Origin of the sequence: Methanococcus maripaludis (assembly GCF_002945325.1) — an archaeon.
Lineage (GTDB): Archaea > AGJL01 > Methanococci > Methanococcales > Methanococcaceae > Methanococcus > Methanococcus maripaludis.
This window is the reverse complement of the sequence record NZ_CP026606.1, coordinates 1387011-1399993: the sequence shown is the minus strand read 5'-3', so window position 1 is coordinate 1399993 and position 12983 is coordinate 1387011. Positions and strand designations below refer to the sequence as shown.

Here is a 12983-nt window from a genome sequence, read left to right as displayed (position 1 = left end):
GTGGGGTACTAACACCACATATGTATGTAGTATATATTATAGTTATCGGTTGGAACGATATCATAAAGGTTAAATACTGCGTTATAGTCCAAAAAAAGGGTAATTTATAGAAATTAAATAATAATTTTTGTTAATTAGTAGTAATTAACATCAAGTGGTTGAAATTTTTAGTAACTGCATCTTTAAAAATAAAATAAAAGTAGAAAATTAAGATTATGCCATTGTAAACTGACCTTCGTCTGCTTTAACTGCAGTACCGTATCCCAAATATTTACCATCTGCGTGAGTAATTCTAAAAGCAACTAATCCCATACCGCCTTTAGCAAGTACCTTTTCTTTTAAAGATTCAACGATAGCGTCTACGTTATCAGATTCTGCAGAGACTATGCCCATATAGTACAGCCCGAGTCCGGGAATGTCATCTGCAGTAGTAATTATAAACTTTCCTTCAAAAACCATAAGGACACCTCTTATATATGTGCGCCCCACAAAACCATTTATATTTTTGATTTTGAAAATATATATAATTTATTATCTGAATATTAATAATAAAAATTGTAAAATAAATATTAAAAATCGTTTTTAAAGGCAATTCCCCTTTGAATTTAAAAATAAGTGTAAAATGTCACTTTTCCTTTAAAAAATTTTAAAAAAATTAATATAATAATTTACTGATCTTTTGCAGAAATTGGAAGAATGATATGGAAAGTACTTCCTTTTCCAAGTTCACTCTCAACCCATATCGAACCCTTGTGTGCTTCAACAATACTTTTACACACTGCAAGACCAAGACCTGATCCACCTTTTTTCCGTTTTGTTGATGAATCAACCTGATAGAATCTATTGAATATTTTTTCCATGTCTTTTTTAGGAATACCTGCTCCACGATCCGTTACTTTTAAATGAATGTGTTCGTCTTCTAAAACACCACTTACAAGTATGGATTCATTTGCCGGGCTGAATTTTATCGCATTTTCTATCAGATTTGTCAAAACTTGAGTAATTCTATCCTTATCTGCTTCAATAGCAATATCTTCAACTTCCTTGTTTAATTTAATATTCTTTTCTGTAGCAAGAGGTTTTAAATATTCAATTACATCGCATACAATTGCCCTGAGATTTACCTTTTCTCGATACATTTCGAGTTCTCCACGCTCTATTTTTGAAAGATCGAGCATGCTCTCAATTAATCTTCTAAGTCTTACAATGTTGTCGTCTGCAACCTGCAGGCACTTTTTCTGGGAATCATTTATTGTACCCATTGTTCCATCCAAAACCAGTTCAACGTAACCTTTTATGGATGTAAGTGGTGTTCTTAATTCGTGTGAAACAATCGCAATTAATTCAGATTTTAACTTATCAAGTTCTTTTAATTCATTGTAAGATGTTTTTAACTCTTCTGCGTGTTTTTTTAATTTTTCATCAGAAATATTGATCTGGGTTGCCATTTTGTTAAATGCTTTTGCAAGTTCACCAAATTCATCGTCTGAATCAACAATAACTTTTTGATCGTATCTACCGTTACTTACCCATTCAGCACCTTGTTTTAACTGTTCGAGTGGTTTTATTATTCCTCGATTTATAAGGTATGAAACAATTAAAGCAATTAATAACCCGATCAATCCAACTACAAATGTTTGATTTCTAACATTTGCCTGAAGTGCTAAAAATTTACTTTCAGGAGTTCCTACAAAGAGCATTCCTATAATTTCATTATCAGAATCATATATTGGCTCATAAGCTGTCAAATACCATTCATTTACAACAAAAGCCCTACCATAATAGGTTTTTCCATCCAAAACAACGTGATTATAAACTTCCTTTGAAACAAGTGTTCCAATGGCCCTTCCGCCGTTGTCCTGAACATTAGTAGAAACCCTAACCCCATCTAAAAATATGGTTGTAGCATCTTTTGAGGCATCTTTTACTGTATCAACAATAGAATAATCCTTGTTTAAAATATCGGCAGCCATTGCAGCCCCAAGTAGTTTTCCATTTTTATCGTAAATTGGTTCTATAGATACCAAAGCCATTGCACTGTCTTGGACACTGTCTGAATAGTCTATAGAATCATCAGTTCCTTTTATGTCAATATTTACAAGTTCGCCTACATTTTCGTATTTTATGGAATCTTTGTCAAGAACTTCTATCGAGGTATATCCGGTACTGTTTACTACTTTTTTGAAAAGATCTTCGTAAGAATTATCCCCTGTCACATCAGAATTTGATCTTGCAACAACATTTCCCTGCCCATCAAAAAAGACCACAAAATCCGGCGCAGATGTATTTTTATAAGATATTGCTAAAGTTTTTAGTTCTTTCGTATCATTATTCTTTAAAATATTAATCGTTTTTTCATTTGAAATAATATACTTATTCAATGAAGAAATCTTATCCAATTTGAGATTTACTACACTTTCTGCAGTATTTAAATCATCGTTTATTTTTTCCTGTGCTTGTTTGGTCATTTCGGTATTTATCGTGTCAGTAGATACCGCACCAAGCATCACTATCGGAATTAATGCTGTGATTATGGAATAAATTATTAATTTAGTTCCTAATCGTTTAATAGGTGGTATAGTGTTCATATTAATCCCCTAACCCTTTAATAGACCTTAATTTTTATTGAGTATAGAGTTAACCTTTTCCATTAAATCTTCCCTATCGAAAGGTTTTACAACGCAATCATCTACTTTTTTATTAATTGCAGTTTCGAGAGTACTCATTTGCGCATTTGCAGTCAGGACAATTACAGGAATATCATATCCATCTGCGCTAATTTTATCTAAAAACTCCCATCCTGTCATTCCTGGCATCATAATGTCGAGTAAGATAAGATCAGGATTTTCTTTAACCATTTCAAGTCCCTGATAGCCATCATGTGCAACAATAACTTTATAATTATTAATCTCCAAAATAATTCTAACGAGATTTAATATATCTTCTTCATCTTCAACTACTAAAATTTTTTTCATTATGCACACCTGATTTTAGGTTTAGGTTATTATAAAACCTTTAATTTAAAAAAGATGGTTGTGGTACTCGGAGCACACATCAAATATATAAATACGACCTAATATACTAATAAAAACCTACGACAATATAATATTTATAGATTACGAAGCATATATATTGTTATTTGCTTACCTGTGCTTTAAACTTATTATTTAATCTAAATACTGGTGTTATTGTGGAATTTATCGAATTTGGGTATGGTACTTCAACAGATGAAAACTCTTTAAAGGCGGGGGCACATGCCGCATCCGATGCACTCAAAATGATGAAAAAGTATTCTGAAAAACCAAATATCGTTTTTTTATACTCCTCTCCCGATTATGACCCTGAAGAGGTACTTAATGGCGTTAAACTAATTCTTGGAAATAGCGTCCAAATAGTAGGGGGCAGTTCAAAATTCCAAATTTGTGGTAATAAATTTTTAGAAAACGGGGTTTCAGTTGGAATTTTGGGTTCAAAATATTTTAATACCGGAATGGGTGTTGGCCTTGGAATTTCGATAAATCCGAAAGAATCAGGAAAAAAAGCAGTTAAAGATGCAGTTGAAAACCTTGGAATGCTTCCAAAACTTCTCTATGTAATAACAGATTTTTGCAAATGTGAAGAACAGGTTTTGAAAGGAATTATTGAGGAACTTGGTGTTACCATCCCTATTTTTGGAGGAGTTTCCTCAGATGACTTTGAATTTGAACATACATACCAGTACGGAAACGACGTTTATTTAGATAGTATCGTCTGTGTCGCGTTTGGCGGAGACATAGTACCAAAAATTTCTTACAATAACTACGAATATGGGGAAAATTCAGGAAAATTAGAAAATATAATTACAAAATCTGAAAAGCGTTCTATCGAAGAGATAGGAAATATTTCAGCCGTAAAAAGATATATTGAAATTTCGGGATACAAAGGAACTGTAAACGAACTTGAAAATGATCCTGAATTTTATTTATCCCACCCACTTGGTATTTTAGATACTACGGGCGATATCCACCTTAAAGGCCCAATTTCAATAAAAAATAAAAAATTAATTACTGGCTCAAATATAAGCAATTCAAATGAATTAAAAATAGAAAATATTGATAAAAATGCGATAAAAAATATATTTAAAACCAATACATCCGTTTTAAACAATACACAACCGCATTATGAACCAGCACTCACTTTTTGCAATATTTCATCATTTTTATCAGAAATTAATCCTGCTGAAATTGAAAAATTGATTGAAAAATCAGACATTAATCCATTTTTTGGAAGTTCGACGTTTGGAGAAATTTCCCTTAAAAAATATGGAAATTATTCAATTAGTATGTGTTCTTTTGCACCAGATCTGGTTACAATAAGTGCAAAAGAAGGAATTCACATGTTCACAAAACATCCTGCTACAAAAGAAACCCTCATAAAAATCCATGAACTTGGCGGTTCAGTAAAAGTTGAAGAACTTGCAAAATCGCTTGGAATACATAGAAGATCTGCATATGATAGAATCGATCCGCTTTTAAAATACGGATTTATCGAAAAAGATCAGGCCGTAATAAATATCACGGAATTTGGAAAACTGCTTCTTAAATTCGAATTTTAATTAAAAAATAATAAAATAAAAATTTAAATTAAATCTACTGAAGTTAACCTTTTTGAAATCAAATTCAAGATATTTCGCAAATTTTCTTCGTTATCGTAATTTTCAACAATTTTTAAAAGTTCAGTACTATCCATTTTTTTGTATTCTCTTACGTATTCAGTAATTAATGGAATGCATCTTGTAAGCTCGTCAATTATTGAAATTGTTGATTTTCTTGCGGTTCTTGAAAGGGGATTTAAATCAATTGCAATTACTGTTTTTCCCATTTTAACAAGTGCTTCAGCCCTATCACCATCTTCAAGAGGAACTAAAACGACATCTGAAGTGTAGATCCCAGATTCTGAAACTTTTCCCCTTAAGTGATCAATCCCGGGAATTTGTTTATCTGCATTATCGATTCCTAAAAGAACAATTCCATTTTTAATATCACTTTCAAATACGTCCTTTATCTTTTCTTCCCGTTCAGTTGTCCTGTAGAATAAATTAACTTCGATTTTCCCATTTAATTCTTTTGCTAATTCGACAAACTCGTCTTTTGCTAAAGCGACACTGTTTCCATTTACTGAAATTACAGGATTTTCTGCTAAAACTAATAGAGCTGCTGAAACTTTTATAGAATTTAGTGCAATATCTGTCGTACTTTCCCCAATTAAATAATCGAAAGTTTCGCCTCTTCCATGAGCAATCATTCCGCCTTTTGCCAAAACTCCTGATTCAAATGCTTCTACAATTCTGTCTCGATTTAATAATGATTTGTACCGTGGATGGGATTCTGGAACCATCATGTTCTCACCGTTTTTTATTCTCACAATTTTTATTTTTCAAAGATATGCATTGATCATTTTTATTAGTTTACTACATTGAAGAAAAGGCACTTCAAATATTCAAGGTCCCTATTTGCCATTGTTATTATGTGGTCAGATGCCTGTGTTCGGTATGAACCGATTTGTCTTATCTCTTTTTTAGCCCGTATTGATGAAGAAACAATCGTATTTTTAAAGTTTTCCCGATCAATGTGGTGTGAACAAGAGCATGTTACAAGTATTCTTTTTGCTAATTTTAATCCAAGGTAATTCATTGAATTATAAGCATTTAGTGCATTTTTAATGTCTTTTGAAGAATCGGTAAATGCAGGTGGGTCAAGCACTACAACATCGAATTTTTCATTATTACCAATCATTTCTTTCATTGCGTCAAATGCATTTGAAACTATGCAGTTGTAATTTTTAACACCGTTTAATTCCATGTTTTCTTCTGCAACAGCAAGTGCTTTATCCGATAAATCAACTGCGGTAACTTCTCCACCCTTGATTCCAGCATGAACTGCAAATCCTCCAGTGTAACTGCAAATATCAAGTACTTTATCTCCTGGTTTAACATAATTTTCAAGATCAGCCCTATTGTCTCTTTGGTCTAAGAAAAATCCGGTTTTGTGACCTTTCATGTTTACGTTAAATTTGGCGTTTCCTTCGGAAATTACGGTTTCAATTTGCGACTTATCTCCAAAAATCTTCGTTTTTACGTCACTTCCCTTTTTACCACTCTGAACATACATCGTTTCGACATCGGTAATTTCAGAAATACATTCAAAAATTAAATCTGAATAATTATCCATAATATTCGATGAAATCTGAATTGAAGCGATTTTATTGTATTTATCAAGTATTATTGACGGTAAATAGTCAGCTTCTGCATAAATCATCCTGTAAGTATCCTTATAATTTAATATATCAGTTCTGTAATTATTTGCGTTATTTATCCGTTTAAAAAAGAAATCTTTATCAATTTCTTCGTTTTTCCTCGTTAAAATCTTTATTAACGGAAATTTTGGATCATAAAGTGCTTTTGCAACGAAATTTCCATTGTATGATATATCAACAATTTCTTCGTTTTTTGAAAAATCATCTTTATTAACTATAGCTTTTTTGTAAATTATGTTTGAAAAATTTTTTAAAGACTGATAAGCCCGTTTATCAATTTGAAATGACATAAAAACCACCGGATTTATAAAAAAAATCGAAATAAAATAATTTAAAAGAAATTATCTGTTCATGTGTGCTTCCCAGTCAGCAAGGAATTTTGCAATTCCATTGTCTGTTAACGGGTGGTTGAATAATTTGTCGATTACATCAAATGGAATTGTTGCAATGTCTGCGCCCATTTTTGCGGATTCTAAAACGTGGATTGGGTGTCTTACTGAAGCTACGATAACTTCTGTTTCGATTCCGTATGCGCCAAATACTTGCATAACCTCAGAAATTAAAAACATTCCATCCTGTCCAACATCGTCGAGTCTTCCAACGAATGGGGAAACGTATGAAGCTCCAGCTTTTGCTGCGAGTAATGCCTGGTTTGCTGAAAAGATTAATGTAACGTTTGTTTTTATTCCTTCTTTTGAAAGAATGTTTACTGCTTTCATTCCTTCTTTGGTCATTGGGATTTTTACTACAACGTTTTCTGCAAGTTTCACGAGTTCTCTTGCTTCTTTAACCATTCCTTCAGCATCAAGTGCGATAACTTCAGCACTTACTGGACCGTCAACAATTGAGCAGATTTCTTTGATTACTTCGTAGAAGTCTCTTCCTTCTTTTTTGATTAAACTTGGGTTTGTTGTAACTCCGTCAACTAAACCAAGTGCGTTAAATTCTTTAATTTTTTCAACATTTGCAGTGTCTAAAAAAAACTTCATCCTTTCACCATTTTGTGTTTCGCTTTTATTAACGTTATAAATAAAGATATTTATAAGTAATGTAGCTTGAAAATTTTATAAAAAAGTTAGATTAAATTCATCGGCAAGCCATTTTGCAGTTTTCGCAGATTTAGGATATTTATTAAAAATTTTTTCGATCATTTCATTTCTATCTTTTGAAGTCACTGCAAATTCCAAAATTTCAAGAACAATATTTTCAACTTCCAAAACCTTCCAGTTTGGAACTTCAAGGGTCATGCAAAAATCACTTTTTTTAAATTTTTCTCGCAATATTGGAGAAATCGATGCCATTAAAACTCCATTATTTAAATCAACAAATGGTGGAATTCCTTTTAAATCGACTCTTTTTAATTCTGTTAGATTAGAATAAGATTTCTCAGAATATGAATGGATTTCAAAATAAAATTCAGGTTTATATTTTTCTATTAATTTTAAAAGGAAGTTTCCTTCTGCTGTTTCATAGTATTTTGGATTTAGAGTTGAATAATACTTTGAATCTTTTACAAGTTCTGGAACAATTATTACATTTCCAAAAACTTTTAAATTTGAAATATTTTTTTGTAAATTTTCTAAAATCTGTGAAGTGTATTTTGATTCATTCCCATGAATCCCTGCTAAAAAAAGCTTTTTTGGAACATTATTTTCAAAATTATTGTAAATTTTCAAAATTTCACCAAAAAGTTAAAAAAATAATAAAATTAAAGTGTTGCAAGTTTAAATCCATCTTTTACTAAAACGGTTGCTGCAGTTACTGGTTTTTCAAATTCTTCGTATTCCATTACGAATTTAGTTAATTCTTCTGCAGTTTTTCCAGCAACTGAGATTACTTGGTGTTCCGTAATTTTACATGCTTCGTATACACTCAAATAGTACGCTTTTCCAGCCTCAAGTTCAACTTTTTTAACTCTAACGTCGTTATCAGAAACATAACCCATGTATGCACTGTCTTTTGTTAAAACGACTGCAATTCTTGGAGTGTTGTAGTCGTCTTTTTCATAGTCCATAGTTAATAATGAGTATGATAAAGCATCCCTTATTGGAAGTCCAAGCTTAATTTTGTCTGCAATTATGTCGGTATGTGAACCGTTTGTAGCTACTGCAACGTTTCCTACAAGTTTTACACAGTTGTATGTAATGTATGGATTTTTAAACATTTCTTCCAAGTCTTTTGGTAAAATTGCAACTGTTTCATCATCCATTACTTTTGCAACCCTGTTTGGAAAGCTCCTGCTTGAAACCCTGTATGTAACAAAAGGATTTCCTTCATCCGTTTTTCCAAGTACCAAAAATCTACCAATATACATCAAACCACCTGATTTTAAAGCCTATTATTTTATTCAGATATCGCATCTAATGGGCAATAATCTTTACATACTGCACAGTTTGTACACATTTCCATGTCAATTTCTGCCTTTCCAAATACCGAAATAGCCCCTACTGGACAGAATGGAACACATCCTGCACAACCTACACATTTATCCAATATTTCCATGTTTTCACACTAACTACATTATAAATTAAGGTTATTTATTTCTTGGTTTTTTAAATTTATTTCATAATCTTTTAGTTCCGAAATGCTCATCCTGTTTTTACATTCTTCTTTTGGAATCAAATATAATAATTTAGGGTCATCATAACCACCCTTCAAACCCAAAACAATCATATCTTCTTCTGGAGTTTCATCATAAAGTTTTATGATCTCGTTTACAGGATAAGTCTTTTTATAAATTGGATACACTGATTTATCGAAATAATATAGTTTTTCACTATTTTCGGATAAACCATTGTCTTTTAAATAATTAATAAACTGCTTATGTTCCCATTTTTCCCCAACATCTTCAGAAATTACAGGTATAGATTCTTCGAGGGTTTCTTCCACAATTTCCAATTTTTTTGAAAAGTTTATTTTAACGTCTCCATTTTCGGAACTGCCGTTAATTTTAATCTTTTTAGTCTTTAATTTTCTAATAATTCCGTTTATTCCGGATTTAATTTTTTTGTAACCCAGATAAATTGCTCCCAAAACTACTGCTAAAAATATTATGGGGATAATCAAAATTAATCCAAGTATTATCAAAGGAATTAAAAATATCCAGAATATTGGGGATATTCTATTTAAACTGTATATTTTCATCATATTTACACCTAAAACCAGGCTTCAAGACTTTTTTGGGATTTTTTATTGCCCAAAAGGTTGCTAATTTTTTCAATATTTGGGAGTATCCTATCTTTGGAAAAATCATTTTCTTCGATCAAAAATTCTGCTAATTCATCACAGTTAGGGGTTTTTAAAGTTATATCATAGTTAGATACTACATCAGGTTCATCAAATATCTTTCTAATTTCAGAATAATTTTCAATTTCTGAAATGTAATTTTCCATTTTACCTTTTTTAACCGTATCGATCGCTTTTTTCGGACCGAATCCCTTCAAACCGCCAGGATTATAATCTGTTCCAATCAGTATTGCGGCATCAATTAGCTGATCGCGAGAAATATTCAGTTCAGACAGGGTTTTTTCAAGTTCTATCAATTCAATGTCTTTATTTGATGAAGTTATGTTCTTTACAACGTATTCCGCACCATAAAGAATTGAATCGTAATCTTGACTTATAACACAGAATGCATTGTTTGCTTTTACAAGTTCTGCACACTGAGCTTCCCCTTCTGAAGGGGCATTTATATAAGGAATTCCCATCAATTCGAGGAGCTTTTTGGAATTATCTACTGTTTTTCTATCCAAAAAATTTGCTCTTTTAGCATATTTTTGCATTTCTTCTAAATTATTTTGCTCTTTTGCTTCCATGTAACTATCAAGAGCACCTTTTCGAGATTTTCTTCTTTCTTCTTTTGTTTTTTCTTTTAATTCATGAGATTTGCCATCAAAAACCCATATGGGGGTCATCCCATTTTCTAACATGTAAATTGTTTTATAAAAAATACCGTTGTAAGTTGAAGTAATATCCCCATTTTTATTTTTTAAAGGACTGCCATCCCTAAGCCGAATACTCGATAAAAACTGGTAAATTACGTTCATTGCATCGATTGCAACAGTTTTATTTCTTAAAAATTTTAAAGAGATTTCTGTTTTGGGTATCAAATCTCCAAATTGAACTCCCATGTTAACACCAAATTTACGCCAAAAAAAGTTAATTTAATTAATCTTTTTCTTTCATTTCTAAAACTACTTCTGCAAATCTATTTATTACTTTTTCTCTTAATCCTTCAACAAACTTCAAACTTCCCGCACATTCATGTCCTCCACCATCGAGGGATGCTTCAGGAATTTCATCGATAAACTGAGTTACTATATGATTTAAGTTAAAGTTGAATTTTTCACTTACTGCATCTGTTGCACGAACTACTCCAAAATCAGGCCCGTATGAAAGGGTAATTACTGGAGTGCCTGGTTCATACTGTTCAACAATTGAATCGTGTGCAAATCCACATGTTTTTCCGGGAGCCGGGAATGTAAACTTGTGTGCATATTTTTCAACATCTAATGTGTTGAAAATAATTCCATTTGGTAAGGTTTTTGTTTTTATTGCAGGACGTACAGCTTTCATTTGCCTGTCAACCATTGCCATTGCTCTTTCATAAAGTATTTTTATGAGTTTTTCATGTCTTGCAAAGTCTTTTTTGTTCATTCCGTAAATATCTTCTACGATACCCATTCCATTCATGAATTTCAAGTAAAATGCTTCAAAATCCATGCACTGTCCAATTTTTTCAACGTCTTCTCTTGAATATATTTTTCCAGATCCAAATTCTGCACTGCATTTTGTAAGTCTTTCAAGAGCTATTTTTATGTATGCTTCTACAGCATCGCCTTTTGCGTGGTCCCCAACAACTGCAATACCAGGTAAATGTTCAACAAGGTCAGTCACGTCTGAATTTATCATTCTTGCAACTTCTGTTGCTAAAGCACCTGCTGTAAGATTGCTGTCCCCTCCAACAAGGTAGGGATTTACGTGTGCTTCAACAAATTCATCAATTTCTACTTTTCCATCAATTACTTCGCCAGGGAAGTGGTGGTCAACTACAACAACTTCAATATCGTATGCTTTGACCTGGGACACTGCAGGAATATCTTCATCCGTACTTCCGTTATCTACAAGAACGATTAACGGCATTTTCTGTCCAAATCTTAAGTAATCTTCAATTGAAAATAACAGATCTTTTGTTACATCTTCTAACTCATAAAATGGAGCTTTTGAAGGGCTTCTTCTAAAGTAGTGCCACTGTGCACCAGAATCCATTGAAAATTTCTCCAAAATAGGAACTATTGCTTTTTCAAGTGCAATTCCACCGCAGTAACCATCAGTATCTGCGTGATGCCTGATAATTACAGGTCTTCCATCCAAAACTGCTCTTCGAATCCTTTTTGCAACATCTGCCATTTTTGGCCTTAATTTTTCCAATATGTCGCTTTCAACTAAAAATTCAATGTCGCTTTCAGGTTCTGCTTTTTTGTCAAGTTCAACATCTATTTTGTCTTTTACTTTTTGTTCTTCATCGCCTTCGAGTTTTACAAGCTTCATCCTTTCTATCTGAAGTTTTCCATCTCTTACAGATACTGAACCAACTACATCAATAATCGAACCCATTATTACATCAGGGTGCGTCCTAACTCCTGCAGATTCAAATGCAGCAACCCATGCAACTTCTGAACCATCTGTAATAGTAAATACAGTTGGACCTGGAGTTTGAGCTGCCTGGAGAACTTCTCCTTGAACCCTAATAACTTTATCTTTCATATTCATTAATCCGGTATCGAATATTTCCTTGATATCGATTAATTCGTGTTCTTTTTCGAGTTTTTCGAGCTTGTATCCTGCAATTGGAACATATCTTAAATCAAGTTCTCTTTTTTCGAGTTTTAATTCAGAAACTTGAACAATAATTTCGTCTCCGATTTTAAAATCGCTTGGTCTTTTTCCAACAACTTCCCTAAATCTTAAAAGACCTCTTGTTTTTTCATTCAACTGGACAAATACCCCGTATTTTTCAGTTCTGTTAATTTTTCCTTTGTAAAATTTGCCTTCTTCAAGGTCGTTCATGGTAAACATGTTGTCTAAAACATAAACTACTTTTTTATTATCGTTCTTTACGTCTTCTTTTTGTTTACAGTTTTCACAAATCTTTAAATCCTTGTCTTCAGGGTATTTTCCAATTTCACAACCACAAGAGTCGCATTTTACAACTTTTCCGGTTCCGTTGCAGTAATCGCAATCTTCATATTCGGGAATTTTTCCAGATCCATTGCATGTCGGGCATGGAATTTCCTCGTCATCAAAATCGTATTTTGAATTTTTGGAAGCATTTTTAAAATGACTTTTTGTTTCAAACTCTTCTAAATATCCTGTTCCTTCGCATTCCGGACATTCCGCGTATTTTACTACCTTTTTTCCGGTTCCGCCACATATTTTACAGTTTTCTATCATAGTATCCTCTTAAATTAGATTGATAAATATCCAAATCATAAAAAAATTATCAAGTTCTTTAAAAAACAATGTTGATTTAATTATATATAATTAATTAAAAAATAATTGCGCTAAAAAAGCTTTTTCGGGTTTTTAACTGTTTTTAAAGGTTCTAAAAATATATAATTGACATTTAACGAATAATCATGCTTAAATATTAACAATTTTCAATTTTTACTAAATAATATTAAATTTAA

At 32.1% G+C, this 12983-nt stretch carries 13 protein-coding genes; 1 reads left to right on the top strand and 12 read right to left on the bottom strand.

Annotation, left to right across the window (positions count from 1 at the left end; translation table 11 throughout):
- Nucleotides 1–213: 213 nt before the first annotated feature.
- The 3 genes from MMJJ_RS07645 to MMJJ_RS07635 all read right to left on the bottom strand — a co-directional run bounded on the left by MMJJ_RS07645 (nucleotide 214) and on the right by MMJJ_RS07635 (nucleotide 2975).
- On the bottom strand, nucleotides 214–459 hold the full coding sequence (locus tag MMJJ_RS07645) for a selenium-binding protein (RefSeq protein ID WP_104838306.1): 246 nt from the start codon (nucleotides 457–459) through the stop codon (nucleotides 214–216).
- 209 nt (nucleotides 460–668) lie between these two features.
- Nucleotides 669–2588, bottom strand: a complete 1920-nt coding sequence (locus MMJJ_RS07640) for a cache domain-containing protein (RefSeq protein WP_104838305.1) — start codon at nucleotides 2586–2588, stop codon at nucleotides 669–671.
- Nucleotides 2589–2615: 27 nt separating this feature from the next.
- The gene (locus MMJJ_RS07635) at nucleotides 2616–2975 is read right to left on the bottom strand and encodes a response regulator transcription factor (protein WP_104838304.1); all 360 of its coding nucleotides are present in this window, start codon (nucleotides 2973–2975) and stop codon (nucleotides 2616–2618) included.
- A gap of 215 nt (nucleotides 2976–3190) precedes the next feature.
- Here MMJJ_RS07635 and MMJJ_RS07630 point away from each other — a divergent pair, with 215 nt between their 5' ends.
- Nucleotides 3191–4594, top strand: a complete 1404-nt coding sequence (locus tag MMJJ_RS07630) for an FIST signal transduction protein (RefSeq protein WP_104838303.1) — start codon at nucleotides 3191–3193, stop codon at nucleotides 4592–4594.
- Nucleotides 4595–4617: 23 nt separating this feature from the next.
- Here the strand turns inward: MMJJ_RS07630 and MMJJ_RS07625 are convergent, their stop codons facing one another.
- The 9 genes from MMJJ_RS07625 to MMJJ_RS07585 form a co-directional block, all read right to left on the bottom strand.
- Nucleotides 4618–5379, bottom strand: a complete 762-nt coding sequence (locus MMJJ_RS07625) for a 4-phosphopantoate--beta-alanine ligase (protein WP_104838302.1) — start codon at nucleotides 5377–5379, stop codon at nucleotides 4618–4620.
- Between the two features lie 62 nt (nucleotides 5380–5441).
- Nucleotides 5442–6584 carry a class I SAM-dependent rRNA methyltransferase gene (locus tag MMJJ_RS07620; RefSeq protein ID WP_104838301.1) on the bottom strand — a complete coding sequence of 381 codons (1143 nt, stop codon included), beginning with the start codon at nucleotides 6582–6584 and terminating at the stop codon, nucleotides 5442–5444.
- Nucleotides 6585–6635: 51 nt separating this feature from the next.
- Entirely contained in the window at nucleotides 6636–7283 is a 648-nt protein-coding gene (fsa, locus tag MMJJ_RS07615; RefSeq protein ID WP_104838300.1) for a fructose-6-phosphate aldolase, read from the bottom strand.
- Nucleotides 7284–7358: 75 nt separating this feature from the next.
- Nucleotides 7359–7970, bottom strand: a complete 612-nt coding sequence (locus MMJJ_RS07610; RefSeq protein ID WP_104838299.1) for a DUF2119 domain-containing protein — start codon at nucleotides 7968–7970, stop codon at nucleotides 7359–7361.
- Nucleotides 7971–8002: 32 nt separating this feature from the next.
- A complete protein-coding gene (locus MMJJ_RS07605; RefSeq protein WP_104838298.1) occupies nucleotides 8003–8608 on the bottom strand; it encodes an IMP cyclohydrolase in 606 nt (201 codons plus the stop codon).
- 29 nt (nucleotides 8609–8637) lie between these two features.
- The gene (locus MMJJ_RS07600) at nucleotides 8638–8796 is read right to left on the bottom strand and encodes a DUF362 domain-containing protein (protein ID WP_104838297.1); all 159 of its coding nucleotides are present in this window, start codon (nucleotides 8794–8796) and stop codon (nucleotides 8638–8640) included.
- A gap of 18 nt (nucleotides 8797–8814) precedes the next feature.
- Entirely contained in the window at nucleotides 8815–9441 is a 627-nt protein-coding gene (locus MMJJ_RS07595) for a hypothetical protein (RefSeq protein WP_104838296.1), read from the bottom strand.
- An 8-nt stretch (nucleotides 9442–9449) separates the two neighbouring features.
- Nucleotides 9450–10424, bottom strand: coding sequence for a flap endonuclease-1 (gene fen, locus MMJJ_RS07590; protein ID WP_104838295.1), 975 nt, complete (start codon nucleotides 10422–10424; stop codon nucleotides 9450–9452).
- 37 nt (nucleotides 10425–10461) lie between these two features.
- On the bottom strand, nucleotides 10462–12747 hold the full coding sequence (locus MMJJ_RS07585) for a DHH family phosphoesterase (protein WP_104838294.1): 2286 nt from the start codon (nucleotides 12745–12747) through the stop codon (nucleotides 10462–10464).
- Between the last annotated feature and the right edge of the window lie 236 nt (nucleotides 12748–12983).

What these genes read in the sequence shown, in the direction of transcription:
- MMJJ_RS07645 (WP_104838306.1), bottom strand. Translation starts at nt 459, where the DNA reads ATGGTTTTTGAAGGAAAGTTTATAATTACTACTGCAGATGACATTCCC.
- MMJJ_RS07640 (WP_104838305.1), bottom strand. Translation starts at nt 2,588, where the DNA reads ATGAACACTATACCACCTATTAAACGATTAGGAACTAAATTAATAATT.
- MMJJ_RS07635 (WP_104838304.1), bottom strand. Translation starts at nt 2,975, where the DNA reads ATGAAAAAAATTTTAGTAGTTGAAGATGAAGAAGATATATTAAATCTC.
- MMJJ_RS07625 (WP_104838302.1), bottom strand. Translation starts at nt 5,379, where the DNA reads ATGATGGTTCCAGAATCCCATCCACGGTACAAATCATTATTAAATCGA.
- MMJJ_RS07620 (WP_104838301.1), bottom strand. Translation starts at nt 6,584, where the DNA reads ATGTCATTTCAAATTGATAAACGGGCTTATCAGTCTTTAAAAAATTTT.
- fsa (WP_104838300.1), bottom strand. Translation starts at nt 7,283, where the DNA reads ATGAAGTTTTTTTTAGACACTGCAAATGTTGAAAAAATTAAAGAATTT.
- MMJJ_RS07605 (WP_104838298.1), bottom strand. Translation starts at nt 8,608, where the DNA reads ATGTATATTGGTAGATTTTTGGTACTTGGAAAAACGGATGAAGGAAAT.
- MMJJ_RS07600 (WP_104838297.1), bottom strand. Translation starts at nt 8,796, where the DNA reads ATGGAAATATTGGATAAATGTGTAGGTTGTGCAGGATGTGTTCCATTC.
- MMJJ_RS07595 (WP_104838296.1), bottom strand. Translation starts at nt 9,441, where the DNA reads ATGATGAAAATATACAGTTTAAATAGAATATCCCCAATATTCTGGATA.
- fen (WP_104838295.1), bottom strand. Translation starts at nt 10,424, where the DNA reads ATGGGAGTTCAATTTGGAGATTTGATACCCAAAACAGAAATCTCTTTA.
- MMJJ_RS07585 (WP_104838294.1), bottom strand. Translation starts at nt 12,747, where the DNA reads ATGATAGAAAACTGTAAAATATGTGGCGGAACCGGAAAAAAGGTAGTA.